This is a genomic window from Filimonas effusa (assembly GCF_004118675.1).
Classification (GTDB): domain Bacteria; phylum Bacteroidota; class Bacteroidia; order Chitinophagales; family Chitinophagaceae; genus Filimonas; species Filimonas effusa.
This window is the reverse complement of sequence record NZ_SDHZ01000001.1, coordinates 2,075,957-2,090,934: the sequence shown is the minus strand read 5'-3', so window position 1 is coordinate 2,090,934 and position 14,978 is coordinate 2,075,957. Positions and strand designations below refer to the sequence as shown.

The window sequence follows — 14,978 nt, the reverse complement described above, 5'->3', positions numbered from 1 at the left end:
ATTTTACAAATACTATGTTTGCTTTAGGTCTTTATATTCCTAATCCTTTCAACATGAGGCTCTTTTTGTATTTTTGCCACATGAATTCATTAACCGAAGAGAATTATCTGAAAGCTTTGTTCATCCTTGCGGACGAGAAAGGGGAGGCAGGAGTGAATGAGCTGTCTAAACGGCTGGAAATTAAAATGCCTACCGTTAACAGTATGATGAAGAAGCTTGCTGATAAAAAACTGGTTCATTATGAAAGTTATAAGCCACTTCGGTTAACTGAAAAGGGCAAAAAAGAGGCTGGGCTTATTATCAGGAAGCACCGGCTAACTGAGATGTTCCTTGTTGAAAAAATGGGATTTGGATGGGAAGAAGTTCATGAGATTGCTGAACAGATAGAGCATATCCAGTCGCCTGCTTTTTTTGATAAAATGGATGCCATGCTTGGGTATCCTAAAGTAGATCCTCATGGATCGCCTATACCGGATAAAAGCGGCAAAATAGTCTGGAAACAATATAATAAACTCAGTAGTTGTAAGCCTGGAGAAATCGTTCGCCTTGCAGCTGTAATTGATTCTGCTACCGATTTTCTGACTTATCTGAATAGCCGCGAGTTGAAATTAGGGCTGAAAATCAAGATTCGGACTATAGAGCCATTTGATGGGAGTATGACAGTATCTTACAGCAGATTTCAGTCGGTAACGCTTAGTAATACTGTTACTGAACGTCTGCTGGTAGAGCAAGTACAGTAAATATTTTATAATCCGGTTCCCGTTTACCACGAATTTCTATTTTTTCTATATTAGTTAATAAAAAAATAATAATTTTATTCTGACGGTTTATCTGTCAGGTTGCTTATACGATATTCAGCACTCCTTCGTATCTGACTAATATTTGCCGCCCCCCTTCTAGTGTTTTCGGCAAATAACCAGCATCCTTTTATAGGGATGTGTCTGTGTATTCCCCCATAATACCAGCAGTGTAATTATTTATCTAAATAAAACCTTATGATAAATACACATTTAAAAGTCAGACGACTGATCAGAGGTCGTTTTAGTGAAAACATCGCCATTTTACTGCAAAAGAAAATCAATCAATGGAGTTTTGATGATTTTGCCTGTTATCTGCCGGGATTGTTTCGTTATCTCAAAAAAGAAAGGCGGGCTCTCTTCCGGAAAAACGGTTATGAGCTGCTTGCGCTCATTCTTCCTCCTTTCCTGGAAGAAAGGTATATTACAAAACTGCTTGATTGTATAGAGACGGAAGAGCTTCCCGGATCGCGTGCCTTACTTATAAAAAGCATTCATAAGCGCCGATTGCCGGAGCAGCTTTCTATAGCTACTATACGGCGTATGATGCGCATTGATGATGGTTGTTATCACAGGCATGGCATTGCTGCAGCCGGGCGGGCGGGTAATGAGGGGATTTCATTATTGTTAGATGCGCTTAAATGTACCCGAAATGATATTGAAGTCCGGCAAATTTGCCAGGTCCTTTTTATAAGTGGGAATCTCAGGTGTTTACCTGTTTTGATGGCGAGGCTTGGTTCCCTTAATGATAAGTGTGATAAGAGCATTTACAATACTATGCGGGCTATTGAGACACGATTTGGAGTGCCCAACGATCTACAGAAATTAATAAATGATCCCGATACCTGGAAGATGAGATGGGGGACATCGCCTCAGCATTTTGTAAGTTTTATGAACATGCTTTCTGTTCTGAATGGATTTAATATAGAGAGTGATTTTGTTGATTGGTATGCGGGATTATTTATCGCCGAGCTGGAAATAGATATTGGTTCTTATGAAAGCTATACGGCTTTACGCTTATCGTGTAATAAAAAAGAGTGGATGGCCGAGTTACTTGAAGAAATGTCGCATCAGGCGGACGGCAGGCTCACTATTGATAAATTACTGCAGGCTGCGGGAGTTACTTACAGCGAAGCCTCAAGGACGGCAAAATTATCAAAGGATATGATCATCGAGTGTTTTTTTATAAAGCTGAACCTGCGTATTCCCTTTAGTTGAATCGGAAAGACTTAAAATGGGATAAAAAAGAAAGGCTGCACCTTTGGGGTGCGGCCTTTCTTTTTGCTTATAAGGCACTACTCAAGGAGTAGTTTATTGAACTTTCGTAACCTTTAATACGTTGGTAGGAAGGTGCAATGAAATTGGTGTACTACCGGTATTGATCACAATATCTCCATTGCTGATAAATCCTCTTTCTTTCAGGATATTGATCTGGTCGAATACGATATCATCCAGGCTTTCCTCTTCATCATAGTAGAAGGCGCGAACACCCCAGCTCAGGCTTAACTGGTTAACCAGGCTGCGTTGTTTAGTGAAGATGTAGAGTGGTGATTTAGGGCGATAAGCACTTAATGTAAATGCAGTATAACCGCTTTGTGTCATACCTATCAGGGCGTCAGCGCTTACGTCTTTGGCTATTTTACAAGCATTGTAACATAGTGCGTCGCTCAGGAATGAAGGAGAGTGAGGCTGAGGTTTCAGATCTTCTTCCCTGTTATAGCGATATTCTGTTTTTTCAACTTCGATGATGATCTTGCGCATGGTTTCAACTACCAGAGCGGGGTGTTTACCAGTTGCAGTTTCTGCGCTAAGCATCACGGCGTCAGCTCCTTCAAGAACCGCATTGGCAACGTCGGTGATCTCACTTCTGTTGGGCTTGGTGCGGTCGATCATGCTTTCCATCATTTGAGTAGCCACGATTACAGGCTTGCCACGGTGAATAGATTTACGGATGATATCGCGTTGAGCCATTGGTACTTTCTCTACCGGTAATTCAACACCGAGGTCACCACGTGCTACCATTACCGCATCGGATTCCAGAACGATGTTACGGATATCGGCCATTGCAGAAGGCATTTCTATCTTGGCGATGACCTTGATAGGGCTTTCTTTGAGAGCAATACGTTTTTTCAGATCTACGATATCTTCTGCTTTTCGTACAAAAGATAAAGCTACCCAATCAAGTTTTTGTTCAATGATATATTCGAGATCTACAATATCCTTGTCTGTTAAGGCAGGCAGAGAAATTGCGGTATCGGGTAAGTTCACTCCTTTTTTAGGTAAGAGTGCACCTCCGTAGGTAACTGCTACTTTTACTTCTTCTCCTTTGATCTCGATAACAACTACTTCAAGTTTGCCATCGTCGATCATGATCTTATCGCCAACTTTTACGTCTTCGTGCAGGTTAGGATAGGAGACATAGATCTTTTCCATTGTACCAACTACTTTCTCTTTAGAAGTGAAAGTGAGGATATCGCCGGTTTTGATTTCAAGTGCTCCGTTCTCTATTTCGCCAACGCGCAGCTTGGGGCCTTGTAAATCGCCGAGGATAGAGATATTGTATGGTTCAGATTTATTAATGTTGCGGATATGCTCGATGATTTTTGTTTTGTCTTCGTGTGTACCATGAGAAAAGTTAAGACGAAACACATTCACACCAGCTTTTACCAGATCGAGTAACTTTTCGTATGTGTCACATGCGGGACCTACTGTAGCTACAATCTTGGTCCTGTGAAAGCTATGATCTATTCCTGCCTGGGCGTCCATTTCTTTGTGCAGGTATTTTTCTACATTCTTTGACATACATCAACTTTTTATATGGGGATTTTTAGCTTGCTAATATTTTAATGATCTTTAACCAGTCGGAAGTAAACGCTTGTTTTTCCTTAACGGCTGTGTCCAAAGGTATGTAATGCATTTTATCATCAACAATACCTACCATTACATTATGGCGTCCGGAAAGCAGGCTTTCTACTGCGTGATAGCCCATTCTGCTGGCAATGATCCTATCCTGGCAGGAAGGAGCGCCGCCACGTTGGATATGGCCGAGGATTGAAATCCGGATGTCCATATTGGGAAGGCGGTTCTTCAGTATTTTACCTATTTCGCTGCCGCCACCCATTTCATCGCCTTCGGCAACAACCACCAGGTTTACCAGCTTTTTGCGTTTTTCTTTCTCTGTTAAGCCTGAAATAAGGTCTTCCACATCCGTACGCGTTTCGGGGATCAATACGCTTTCAGCGCCTGTTGCGAGGCCGCTGTGAAGCGCAATATAACCGGCATCGCGGCCCATTACCTCTACAACGAACAGCCTATCGTGGGCATCAGCGGTATCCCTGATCTTATCAATAGCTTCTACCGCGGTATTTACAGCGGTATCAAAACCTATAGTATAGTCTGTGCCGGCTATATCTTTATCTATGGTACCGGGAAGACCGATACAAGGAATATCAAACTCGTTACTAAACCGTTGTGCGCCGCGGAAGCTACCATCTCCGCCTATTACCACCAAGCCATCGATACCTCTTTTTCTGAGGTTTTCATAAGCCTTCTGGCGGCCTGCGGCTTCCATGAACTCTTTACTGCGGGCCGTTTTTAAGATCGTTCCTCCACGTTGGATGATGTTTGCTACAGACTTATTGTCCATATGAAAGATATCATCCTCGATCATCCCATTGTAACCCCTCATAATTCCATATACTTCCAGGCCGTTATAAATTCCTGTTCTGACTACAGCTCTGATGGCAGCATTCATTCCGGGAGCGTCTCCACCGGATGTCAGAACTCCGATTTTTGTTACTTTTTTTGACATTGTGCAACGATCTATTGTCCGGTTAAAAATTTTTCAAAAAGAATGGCAAATTATTGTTAATTATCTACGATAACGTTTCCGAAGATTCAAAAGTAAGCATTTGCCCAATATTGATTCATGAATTTAATCATGAATTACTTATGAATTTAGCGTTATGACTACTTAACTTGCCGAATCTTGTAATCATTTAAAACAGCTTTATGCAAAAGAAGTATGCATTTTGGGCCCTTCTTTCTTCGTTTTTTATGCAAAACAGTAATGCACAATTAATATACCCTTCTACAGCTAAAGGTCAGGTATCTGATAATTATTTTGGAACAGCAGTTGCCGATCCGTATCGTTGGCTTGAAGACGATAACAGTGCGGCTACCGCTCAATGGGTAAAGGAGCAGAATGCTGTAACCAGGGAATACTTGTCAAAAATACCCTTCAAAGAGCAGGTAAAACAAAGATTAGAGGTATTATGGAACTATCCAAAATACGGCTCTCCCTTTTTAAAGGGAAGCTGGTTTTATTTCTATAAAAATGACGGCCTCCAGAATCAAAGTGTATTATACAGGCAAAGAGATATCAAAGCTGAACCGGAAGTATTTCTTGACCCGAATAAATTCGCAGCCGATGGTACAGCAGCGCTTTCCGCTGTACGGTTCTCCAAATCGGGCAAACACCTTGTATATACTGTAGCACAGTCTGGCAGCGACTGGCAAACAGGTTATGTAATGGATGCGGAAAGCAAGCAGCTGTTATCTGATAAAATAGAATTTCTCAAGTTCAGCGGATTTGCCTGGAAGGGGGAGGAGGGTTTCTATTACAGCCGTTATCCCAAACCTGACGAGAAGAGCAAACTTGTAAAAGCAAACGAGTTTCAGAAGGTTTATTATCATAAACTCGGTACATCGCAGGAGAGCGATGTGCTGGTTTTTGAAGATAAAGCACATCCGCTGCGTTATTTTCAGGCAGGTCTTACAGAAGATGAGCGTTTTTTGATTGTCCAGGTAAGTGAGGGGACCAGTGGAGGCGAGGTGTTATACAAAGATCTGAAGCAGGATCCGGATGGAAGCTTTAAAGTGTTAGTTTCCGGTTTTGAAACAGAACCCGAGGTCATTGATAACATCGATGGAAAACTGCTGGTCAAGACCAATGACGGGGCACCGAATTTCAAGGTAGTACTTATAGATCCGTTAAAACCAGCCAAAGCAAACTGGAAGACAGTGATAGCGGAGAGGAAAGAAGCATTGCAGGATGTATCGACGGGGGGTGGCTTTTTATTTACAAGTTACCTGAAAGATGCCTCAACCATGGTTTATCAGTACAGTTATGAGGGAAAACTTATAAGGGCGGTGGACTTGCCGGGTATTGGCACTGCTGCCGGTTTTGGTGCAGAAAAGAAAGACAAGGCGTTCTTTTACTCCTTCACTTCGTTTAATTATCCGACCACCATATTCCATTATGATATAGCTACGGGTAAATCTACCCTGTTTAAAAAGGCAGAAGCGAAGTTCAATCCTGATCAATACGAGACCAAGCAAGTATTTGTAATTTCTAAAGACGGTGCAAAAGTACCTGTATTTCTTACTTATAAAAAGGGATTGGCTCTTGATGGCAACAACCCGGTATTGCTTTATGGTTATGGTGGGTTCAATATTGCCATGACGCCTGCTTTCAGCATTTCCAACATCTTCTTCCTGGAGCAGGGTGGGGTTTATGCACAGGTTTGTTTGCGTGGTGGCAGCGAATATGGTGAAGAATGGCACAAAGCAGGTATGCTACAGAACAAGCAAAATGTGTTCAACGACATGATTGCATCGGCTGAATGGCTGATAGCCAATAAGTACACCAGCAAAGAGCGGATTGCCGTTAAGGGCGGCAGCAATGGTGGTTTACTGGTTGGTGCGGTAATGACGCAGCGTCCTGATCTGTTCCGTGTTGCTATTCCGCAGGTTGGCGTTATGGACATGCTCCGGTTCCATCGTTTTACCGTAGGATGGGGATGGGCAGTAGAATATGGCAATGCGGAAAAGAACGAAGCCGATTTCAAAAACCTTTATGGCTATTCACCATTGCATAACCTGAGAAAGGGGGCCTGTTACCCTGCCACCCTGGTGACTACGGCTGATCATGATGACAGGGTAGTTCCGGCCCACTCATTTAAGTTTGCAGCTACTTTACAGGAGAGCCAGGGATGCAACTATCCTGTGCTGATAAGAATTGACAGCAAAGCAGGGCATGGTGCCGGCAAACCTACAAGCAAACAAATAGAAGAAGCGGCCGATATATGGAGCTTCATCATGTATAATCTTGGAATGGAGTACAAGCAACCTTTATAGATAGCGCTCCGTTAGTATGCGCTGATGGTGCAGCAAATGTCCGTATATGATGAACGCAAAGGTATTGGCGGTTATGGGGTAACCCGACGCCGTACCTTTGTGTTGCAGCTCTTCTTCATTTAAAGAGCGTAACAGGAACCCGGTGGATGTTCGTACGGCCTGCAGTTCATCTTTCAGCGATTGCAGGCTTCTGCCGGTTACCCGGGCATTACGCGCAAATGCGTTTTCATCGAATCCGGGTAAAGGCGTTTTGTCGTTTCGGGCAATCCTTAACAGCCTGTAAGCGAAGATGCGCTCCGCGTCGATGATATGTTGTATCACCTCTTTGACGGTCCATTTTCCATCGGAATAAGCATGGTTTGCCTTATCTTCCGGCAAGCTATTGTAGAAAGCGGCAATCAAGGGAGTATATTTTTCTATGATGGCGGGAATATTATCTTCCTGTACCAGCTGTATATAGGGGTCAAAATGCGGAGCATATTCTCCTGCTGCAGGACGTGACATAAGATCTATTTTGAGGATTTCAATTTTTTAAAGGGTTCCCTTGGAACAAAAGGCTTTTCTTCGGGATGTAGCGTTGCAGCAATTTGTATTGCCAGCAACGCATTTACAACGCCTCCTGTTTCACAGATATTGTTGAGTGGGGTAAGTTCTTTGGTGCCGGGCTTTAAAACCTTTATGGTAGTATCGGTACAAGCCGCTGCCGACTGTTCGATGGCATATTTTACCTGGCGTGCCGACAGGGCAGGATAATAAGATCGTATTAATGCTGCTATGCCTGTTACAACGGGAGATGCCATACTGGTTCCCTTCAAAAAGCCGTAGTCATGTTTGCCTGGTAAGGTAGAATAGATCTTAACTCCTGGTGCAAGTACATCTACATTCTTTGTTCCAAAGTTGCTGAAATCGGCGACCAGCCGTCCGTCGCCTATACGTGGATCGCTGCTGGCTCCTACATTGATAAAATTATCGGCTCTTTTCTGAAATGCTTCCAGGTTAGCATTGGGGTAGTTATCTTTCTCATCGAGATTGGCAGATTCATTACCGGCAGCATGTACCAGCAGTACATCTTTTTGAGAAGCGTACTGAACAGCTTCATCTACCCATTTTTTTTCAGGAGAGAAAGCCTTTCCAAAACTCATATTAATAACGCGGGCGCCATTATCCACCGCGTATTTTATAGCCAATGCCACATCCTTATCATATTCGTCACCATCGGGGATGGCGCGTATGGTCATGATCTTCACGTTATCTGCTACGCCATCTATACCCAGGTCGTTATCGCGCTGGGCGGCAATAATGCCGGTCACATGTGTGCCATGCATAGGGTTAGGGCCCATTACATCGGCATTGCCATAGTATTTGTCATTGATATTATAATAATCGTCTTTAATGATGGTTTCGCGATAATTAGGAGGGGCAATATCTTTAGAGCTCATTGCATCTTTCCTGACAGAAGCATATTCAGTAAGTTGCGACAGGATGGAAGTATTGCTTTCATCTCCATCGAATCCGAGCATTTTGGTTGAAGTGAGGTATCCCAGTTTCGCCTGGCGGCCGGCAGAGTTGGCAGGCTGATATTTTTCAAGGTCTTCGCTGGTAAATGTATCACGCTTCATTTCTTCGCGCAATAGTTTGTCGTATTTCTTTAGTGTTTTAAGCGCTACATCCACAAACATTAATTCTGCATGCTCCTCGGCATTGGTCTGCATTTCACGTTCTACCTTCGACCATAGCTGATAAGAAGCTTTTTCTGTGGATGGCAGACTGTCTTCCTGCAAGCCTTTGCCTGCAAACAGTGCTTTATACCGATGGTATAGCCTGGTTTTTTCATCCGAGGCTTTCCTTAAATTCTCTCCATTCCTGTTTCCCAGGAAATTCCACCCATAGATGTCATCAATATAGCCGTTTTTATCATCGTCAATACCATTGCCCGGTATTTCGCCGGGGTTACGCCAAAGAATGTTTTTTAGGTCTTCATGGGTAGTATCTACACCGGAATCTATTACTGCTACTATTACGGTATAACTTTTTTTGTCTTTCAGGAATTCGTAAGTTTCACTGAGGCTGATGCCGTTGAAGCTGTCTTTCTTAAGGTCTTTAAGGTGCCAACCTTTGAGAGAGGACTGTGCGTAACCACTAAAAACGGTTGTCGACAGAAGAAGGAATAATATAAAAGGTCTACAGTTTGGCATGCTACGCAAAAAACTCCTTGCAAATTCGGAAATCGGCACTATAATCGTTCCCTCAGCTGCTCAATTTAGGAAATCATTAGAAAAAAATCAGCTTTCCATTCTTTTTTGCAGGATTTCCTGCACCTGTTTCTGGTAAGTATAGCTTACCGGAATGGTTTTTTCGGCTATACGGATAGAGTTTTTATTCCAGCCGTCTACTTTTTCCACCGGTACGATGTAAGAGCGGTGAACCCGTACAAATTTGGAAGCCGGCAGTTTTTCAGAAACGGCTTTCATACTCATATGCACCAATATTGGTTTGGGCGAAATATAAATTTTAATATAATCGTCCAGCGCCTCGATGAGATCAATGTCTTTAAAATAGATCTTATTCCATTGGTAATTATGCTTTACGAATAAGTAGCCTTCATTTATCTCCCGGTTCTGGCGGTATTCTATCAATTCCCGGGCTTTTGTTACAGCTTTCAGAAAGCGTTCATAATCAAATGGTTTCACCAGGTAGTCTACTGCGTCGAGGTTAAAACCTTCTGCTGCGTACTGGCCGAAAGCTGTTGTAAAAATGACAAGCGGCTTATTTTCCAGGCTGCTAAAGAGTTCCATGCCGTTGATATCGGGCATCTGGATATCAAGGAAAAGGAGGTCTATTTCGTTTTGCTGGAGGTACTCTTTAGCTTTTACCGCATCCGTAAAGGTGGTAACAATATTAAGTTCTCCTGTTTTAGCGGCGTATCCCTGTACAAGCTGCAGTGCCAATGGTTCATCATCAATTGCTACACAGTTCATAGACTACAAGTTTATGGTCAGTAATACTTTATATTGATTGTTGTTATCCTCGATGGTTAAAATATGCTTCATAGGGTATAGGAGTTCCAGCCGGCGTCGTGTATTGATGATGCCGGTACCGGTGCTTTCATGTTTTACTGCTACGGGCACCCTGTCGTTCACGCATGTGAAAATAACATGTCCATTTACTACCTGGATATGTATGCTGATGGCTGAAGGATGATGAGTGCTGATACCGTATTTGAACGCGTTTTCAATGAAAGGAATAAACAGGAGAGGAGCGATGATCACGCCATCCGTAGGGCCTTCTGTTGTAAAGCTGATGGAGACCATATTGGTCAGGCGCATCTGCTGAAGATCGATATAACTCCGGATGAATTCCAGTTCATTATTCAATGGTACTTCATCGTTCTGCGATTCTTCGAGTGTGTAGCGCATGATGCGCGATAGCTTAATTACCGCATCAGGTGTTTTATCGCTATTGGTAACGGCCAGAGAGTAAATGCTATTGAGCGTATTGAACAGGAAATGTGGATTTACCTGTGATTTCAGTAACGACAGCTCTGTTTGTAATTGTTGTTTCGAAATCTCCTGCCTTGTTTCTTCGGCAAGAAACCATTGTGCTATTACTTTAGAGCTGCTACTGAAAAGAAAGGCCAGCATAAACAGTGAAAGCGGCCCGGCCCAGAAGCCTGTCCAGAAACGTACCGACTGTGGTTTATACTTAGGATTTTTTAGTAGTTGAGCCTGGATATACTGTTTGGTTTCATCGGAAAGCACAAATACGAAATACAACACTGCCATGTAAAACAGCAGATACAATACGATGGTGAGGATATAAAGAAATGTTTTTTTCTGAGCAAGTAAACGGGGAATCAGCCACCACCGGTTGAGGTAGTAAAAAGTGATAAGAATAACGTTTGAGGTGATGAGCAGGGAAATAAAGCGGTTGCTCTGCAAGGGGGTGGTACGTGGGCTGAATGGCAGGAAAACAAAGGGCAGCATGAAGAAGATAGCCCATGCTGCGATATTCAGAATGATCTGAGCCGCAAAGTTTTTTTGTCGTAATCCCAATGTAAACTGTTTAAGTTTGTTTGCAAACTTAAACAGTTTAATAGCCGGCAATGCCCTATTTTAGACAATGCCGGCTATTTTATCGGTAGCTTTTGGCTAATATGACTCTTTTTCGTTCGGGAAATCGCCTGATTTTACGTCTTTTACGTATTGCTGAACAGCTTCAGTGACCTGGGTGGCCATATTCAGGTACTGACGTAAAAAACGCGGTTTAAAGCTGGCATTAATGCCCAGCATGTCGTGCATTACCAATACCTGGCCATCGCAATAGCCGCCTGCGCCGATGCCTATGGTTGGCATACGAAGGCTTTCTGTTACTTCTTTGGCGAGCGCAGCAGGTATTTTTTCGAGCACCACGCCAAAGCAACCTGCTTCCTGCAGCAACAAGGCATCTTTTTTCAGTTTGGCGGCTTCGGCCTCTTCTTTAGCGCGTACATTGTAAGTACCGAACTGGTAAATGCTCTGGGGGGTTAAGCCAAGGTGCCCCATTACGGGTATACCGGCGGCTACAATCTTTTTTACACTGTCTATGATTTCTTCACCACCTTCCACTTTCAGGCCATGAGCGCCTGTTTCTTTCATGATGCGAATGGCGGATGCCAATGCTATATCGGAATTCGACTGGTAAGAGCCAAAAGGCAGGTCTACGATGACCATAGAGCGCTGGGCTCCCCTGATCACTGAAGAGGCGTGGTAGATCATCTGGTCGAGTGTAATAGGCAGGGTTGTTTCATGACCGGCCATTACATTACTGGCGCTGTCGCCTACCAGTAATACATCAACGCCAGCCTGATCCAATAAAGTGGCAAAGGAGTAATCATAAGCCGTTAACATGGAGATCCTTTCGCCGGCGGCTTTCATTTTCTGCAGGCTGTGTGTTGTAACACGCCTGATCTCTTTATTCACAGACATCTGAATAGGATTTATAACAAATATGATTCAACAGATCTGAATATGACCCTTCTTTAGAATAAAGCATATCCGGATGTCGGCTGCAAGGTAGGCATTTTTATGATTGCACCTCGTCGTACAATATTTGTATCAGACCGTCGGCCAGTCCTATTTTAGGAACATAGATCTCGTTTATTGAAGTCCAACGCATCACATTGATATAAATCTGCAATGCGGGAACGATCACATCTGCCCGGTCTTCTCTCAGCTTGTACAAGCGCATCCGTTCGTTCAGTGAAACGCTTGACAGTTCTTTATAATAATCCTTCAGGAGGTCTAGCGACAAAGGTTTTCCTTCTTTTTTCTTACTGAGAGAGAAGACTTTGTTGATATTACCTCCGGAGCCGATGGCTATCATGGGCCAGCGGCTTACGGTATTGTATTTCAAGTGATCGCGCAGCTCATGCCATTGTTTTTCTTCAACCTGGTTTTTGAGCATGCGGATAGTGCCTATGTTAAACGATTCTTTGTATTTAAGACGTCCATCGCTAAAAAAAGTAAGCTCTGTACTACCGCCTCCCACATCGATATACAGGTAAGAGTGCTGTTTGTCGAGGTTTTCCGCGATATGATTTTCATAGATAAAGGAAGCTTCTTCATCACCGGAGATGATCTGTATAGCAATTCCGGTTTCCAGCTTCACTTTTCTAATGATATCCGCACTGTTTTTGGCATCACGCATAGCGCTTGTTGCGCATGCTTTTATATGTTGTACGCCGTAAACATTCAGCAGATGGCCGTATGCTTTCATCGTTTGAATGAGCATACCCACTTTAGGTTTGCTGATCTCTCCCTTTTCGAAGACGTCAAAACCAAGCCTCAATGGAACCCTTACCAGGTTCAGTTTGTTAAATTGAATCTCCCCTGCATTATTTTCTACCGCTTCTACTATCAGTAGCCGGGCAGCATTACTTCCTATATCAATGGCGGCTAATTTCACTCTGCGCTCTTGTTTTTTGATAAAGGTATTGATACGTTTCTATTTGTGAACGAATCTTCTTTTTATCTTCTGTATTTACGTAGCGATTTGACTGTGTATCGTCTAATAAACGGGCCTTTACATTGTCTGCGAACTGGATATTCAAAATATCTTTAATTTCTTTCTGAAGTGCTTTGTCGGAAATGGGGACAGCTGCTTCTACGCGGTGATCGAGGTTTCGTACCATCCAGTCTGCTGAAGAAATAAAGTATTTTTCCTTTCCTCCGTTATGGAAGATGATCACACGGGCATGTTCCAGGTATTCGTCGATAATACTGATGGCTTTTACATTCTTCCGGAGCTTTTTAGGCTCTATCCGGGCGGAGAAAATGCCTCTTATCACCATATTCACCTGAACACCGGCGTTTATTGCTTCATATAGCTTCTGAATCATCAGGCCATCACTCAGTGCGTTTACTTTCAGATATATTTTGGCAGTTTTACCTGCTTTCGCCAGCTTGATCTCATTGTCGATAAGTGCTATGAGCTTCTTACGCATATGTACCGGGCAAACCAGTAGTGTTTTGCAGGCGTTGATGTACTGAGAAGCTGTTCTGGGGTTTTCGAGATACTTAAAGATGCGGTTAATATCGGCCATAACACTGCGGTTGCTGGTAAGCAGGCAGTGATCGGCATATACCCTTGCTGTTTTTTCGTTAAGGTTACCTGTACTAACAAAGCCGTATTGCAGTGTTTTGTTGTTACTGCGTTTGGTGATGATACAGAGCTTGGCATGGACTTTCGTGTTAGGCACACCCATGAGCACTTTTACGCCTTCTTCTTCCAGTACCTCTTTCCATTCGAGGTTAGCCTCTTCATCGAAACGTGCCCTTAGTTCGAGCATAACCACTACCTGTTTACCATTTCTTACGGCATTAATAAGTGCATTTACTACCTTGGAATTAGAGGCCAGACGATAAGCAGTTATCTTGATGGTATTCACTTCAGGGTCCATAGCCGCTTCACGCAAGAGGTCTATAATGGAGTTGAAAGAATGATAAGGGAAATGAAGCATGACATCTTCTTTCAATACTACATCTGTTACACGTAAGGTGCGCTGCAATTTCGGATGCGTAAAAGGCGTACGGTCGTTTTTATGGGAAGGGAATACATCGGGAAAGTCCATAAAATGTCTGAAATTATGAATGCGGCCTCCGGGAATGATATTGTCTTTCCTGGAAAGGTTCAATCGCCGCATAAGATATTCCAGGATACCTGCATCCATTTCCTTGTCGTACAGGAAGCGCACCGGTTTGCCTTTGCGTCTGTTACGCAGTCCGCGTTCTATTTTCTGAACAAAAGAAGTGGTGATATCATTGTCTATGTCGATCTCAGCATCTTTGGTGACCTTAAACACATGTGCATCAAAATGATCGTAGCCGAAATAAGAGAATATAATGGGGAGGTTAACGCGTATGACATCTTCCAGCAGAATAATATGGCTTTCGCCTTCCGGAGAGGGCAGCTTTATAAAGCGGCCTACAGCTTTGGCGGGCACTTCAATCAGGGCATATTTCTGATCGTATGCGGAGGAGGACTTACGCATAACAACGCCCAGGTAAATGCTTTTATCTCTGAGATAAGGCATCTGCGGCAGGCTTTCTATCAAAAGCGGAATAATATTGGAGCGTACTTCTTCGTCGAAAAAGCGGGTTACAAACGTCCGTTGTTCCTGGGTCAGCTGGGCTTCGCTTATGAGATAAACCTTTTCCTTTGCCATTTCACGCTGTATGTCGTCCCATATACGGTTGAACTCGTTTTGTTGTTGCAAAACGATTACCTGGATCTGGTCGAGTATAGATTGCGGATTTTCTTCCAGGTGCATATTACCTTTTTTGCCACCAAGTTCAATCATCCTTCTCAGCGTAGCTACCCGTACACGAAAGAACTCATCCATATTATTAGAATGGATGCCCAGGAACCGTATCCTTTGTTTTAACGGCACAGTAGGGTCACCGGCCTCCTGTAAAACCCTTGCGTTAAAGCTTAACCAGCTGATATCTCTCGCTAACAAATGTTTCTTACTCATAAGGTCTTCTATATTGCTAAAATAAGTAAGGG

General features: G+C 43.3%; 12 protein-coding genes. 3 read left to right on the top strand and 9 right to left on the bottom strand.

Annotated features, from left to right (window positions below; translation table 11 throughout):
* Window positions 1-14: 14 nt before the first annotated feature.
* Both ESB13_RS07800 and ESB13_RS07795 read left to right on the top strand, forming a co-directional pair.
* Window positions 15-740, top strand: a complete 726-nt coding sequence (locus ESB13_RS07800; protein ID WP_220399566.1) for a metal-dependent transcriptional regulator — start codon at window positions 15-17, stop codon at window positions 738-740.
* Between the two features lie 255 nt (window positions 741-995).
* Entirely contained in the window at window positions 996-2,015 is a 1,020-nt protein-coding gene (locus ESB13_RS07795; RefSeq protein WP_129002445.1) for a hypothetical protein, read from the top strand.
* Window positions 2,016-2,108: 93 nt separating this feature from the next.
* On the opposite strand, the gene pyk is transcribed toward ESB13_RS07795, so the two are convergent.
* Window positions 2,109-3,599 (bottom strand): pyruvate kinase, encoded by a 1,491-nt coding sequence (gene pyk, locus ESB13_RS07790; RefSeq protein WP_129002444.1) that lies wholly within the window; start codon window positions 3,597-3,599, stop codon window positions 2,109-2,111.
* Between the two features lie 25 nt (window positions 3,600-3,624).
* Complete coding sequence (gene pfkA / locus ESB13_RS07785; protein ID WP_129002443.1) at window positions 3,625-4,608, bottom strand: 6-phosphofructokinase; 984 nt, start codon at window positions 4,606-4,608, stop codon at window positions 3,625-3,627.
* A 200-nt stretch (window positions 4,609-4,808) separates the two neighbouring features.
* Here pfkA and ESB13_RS07780 point away from each other — a divergent pair, with 200 nt between their 5' ends.
* Window positions 4,809-6,935, top strand: a complete 2,127-nt coding sequence (locus tag ESB13_RS07780; RefSeq protein ID WP_129002442.1) for a prolyl oligopeptidase family serine peptidase — start codon at window positions 4,809-4,811, stop codon at window positions 6,933-6,935.
* Here ESB13_RS07780 and ESB13_RS07775 read toward each other — a convergent pair.
* The 7 genes from ESB13_RS07775 to ppk1 form a co-directional block, all read right to left on the bottom strand.
* Window positions 6,930-7,439 (bottom strand): DinB family protein, encoded by a 510-nt coding sequence (locus ESB13_RS07775; protein ID WP_129002441.1) that lies wholly within the window; start codon window positions 7,437-7,439, stop codon window positions 6,930-6,932. The two genes, ESB13_RS07780 and ESB13_RS07775, sit on opposite strands and share 6 nt — an antisense overlap.
* Before the next feature lie 5 nt (window positions 7,440-7,444).
* The gene (locus ESB13_RS07770) at window positions 7,445-9,130 is read right to left on the bottom strand and encodes a S8 family peptidase (RefSeq protein ID WP_129002440.1); all 1,686 of its coding nucleotides are present in this window, start codon (window positions 9,128-9,130) and stop codon (window positions 7,445-7,447) included.
* An 87-nt stretch (window positions 9,131-9,217) separates the two neighbouring features.
* Complete coding sequence (locus tag ESB13_RS07765) at window positions 9,218-9,913, bottom strand: LytR/AlgR family response regulator transcription factor (protein ID WP_129002439.1); 696 nt, start codon at window positions 9,911-9,913, stop codon at window positions 9,218-9,220.
* Window positions 9,914-9,916: 3 nt separating this feature from the next.
* Window positions 9,917-10,987 carry a sensor histidine kinase gene (locus ESB13_RS07760; protein WP_129002438.1) on the bottom strand — a complete coding sequence of 357 codons (1,071 nt, stop codon included), beginning with the start codon at window positions 10,985-10,987 and terminating at the stop codon, window positions 9,917-9,919.
* A gap of 96 nt (window positions 10,988-11,083) precedes the next feature.
* The gene (gene panB, locus ESB13_RS07755) at window positions 11,084-11,899 is read right to left on the bottom strand and encodes a 3-methyl-2-oxobutanoate hydroxymethyltransferase (protein ID WP_129002437.1); all 816 of its coding nucleotides are present in this window, start codon (window positions 11,897-11,899) and stop codon (window positions 11,084-11,086) included.
* Window positions 11,900-11,996: 97 nt separating this feature from the next.
* Entirely contained in the window at window positions 11,997-12,878 is an 882-nt protein-coding gene (locus ESB13_RS07750; protein ID WP_129002436.1) for a Ppx/GppA phosphatase family protein, read from the bottom strand.
* On the bottom strand, window positions 12,859-14,946 hold the full coding sequence (ppk1, locus tag ESB13_RS07745; protein WP_129002435.1) for a polyphosphate kinase 1: 2,088 nt from the start codon (window positions 14,944-14,946) through the stop codon (window positions 12,859-12,861). The genes ESB13_RS07750 and ppk1 overlap by 20 nt, the downstream gene beginning before the upstream one ends.
* Between the last annotated feature and the right edge of the window lie 32 nt (window positions 14,947-14,978).